This is a genomic window from Streptomyces sp. LS1784, assembly GCF_020103755.1.
Taxonomy (GTDB): domain Bacteria; phylum Actinomycetota; class Actinomycetes; order Streptomycetales; family Streptomycetaceae; genus Kitasatospora.
On the sequence record NZ_JAHSQD010001198.1, the window covers coordinates 1 to 798 of the forward strand.

The window sequence follows — 798 nt, forward strand, 5'->3', positions numbered from 1 at the left end:
AAGAGGCCCGCGAACTCTTCGACCGGCTACTGGCACTGCGCAACGACCTGGGCCTGCTCGCCGAGGAGTGGGACCCACGGCTCAAGCGCCAGGTCGGCAACTTCCCCCAGGCCTTCAGCCACGTCCCGCTGATCGACACCGCCCTGCGGCTGACCGCCTGCGGCGCCGCGTACCTGTCCGCCCAGCCGGACGGCCCGGCCGCCGACCGGGTCGAGCGGGCCACCGTCTAGGACCCGCGTTACCCGCGCTGCACCAGCTCGTCGTAGGTGCTGAGCACCTGGGCGACGGTGGCGGCCTCGTCCGGCCAGGTCTCGGCCTGCTGCCGGCCGGCCGCCACCAGCTGCTCGCGGCGGGCCGGGTCGGCCAGCAGGGCGCGCACCGCGCGGCCGAGCGCCTCCAGGTCCCCGGAGGGCACCAGCACGGCGGCGTCGCCGACCAGTTCGGGGATGCCGCCGACAGCGGTGGCGACCACCGGCACCCCGGCCCGCATCGCCTCCTGCACCACCAGCGAGCGGGCCTCCCAGCGGCTGGGGACCACCACCACGTCGGCGGCGGCCAGCAGGTCGGGCACGTCGGTGCGGTAGCCGAGCAGCCGCACCGGAAGCTTCTCGGCGGCCGCCCGCTCGCGCAGCACGCCCGCCTCCGGGCCGTCCCCGGCGATCAGCACGAGCGGCTGCGGGTCCAGCGCGGACAGCTCCGGGGTGGCGTCCAGCAGCAGCCCGAAGGCCTTCTGCGGGACGAGCCGGCCGACCGCCAGCACCAGCGGGCGGTCCGGGCCGTCGCCGAGCAGCGCGGCCC

2 protein-coding genes are annotated in these 798 nt (G+C 76.9%); one reads left to right on the forward strand and one right to left on the reverse strand.

The genetic code is table 11. The features are described from left to right. Positions 1 to 230 (forward strand): glycoside hydrolase family 15 protein (locus KS423_RS46515; protein WP_224285664.1); only part of this gene is annotated, 230 nt, incomplete at its 5' end. An 8-nt stretch (positions 231 to 238) separates the two neighbouring features. On the opposite strand, the gene KS423_RS46520 is transcribed toward KS423_RS46515, so the two are convergent. Further along, positions 239 to 798 (reverse strand): glycosyltransferase family 4 protein (locus KS423_RS46520; protein ID WP_224285665.1); only part of this gene is annotated, 560 nt, incomplete at its 5' end.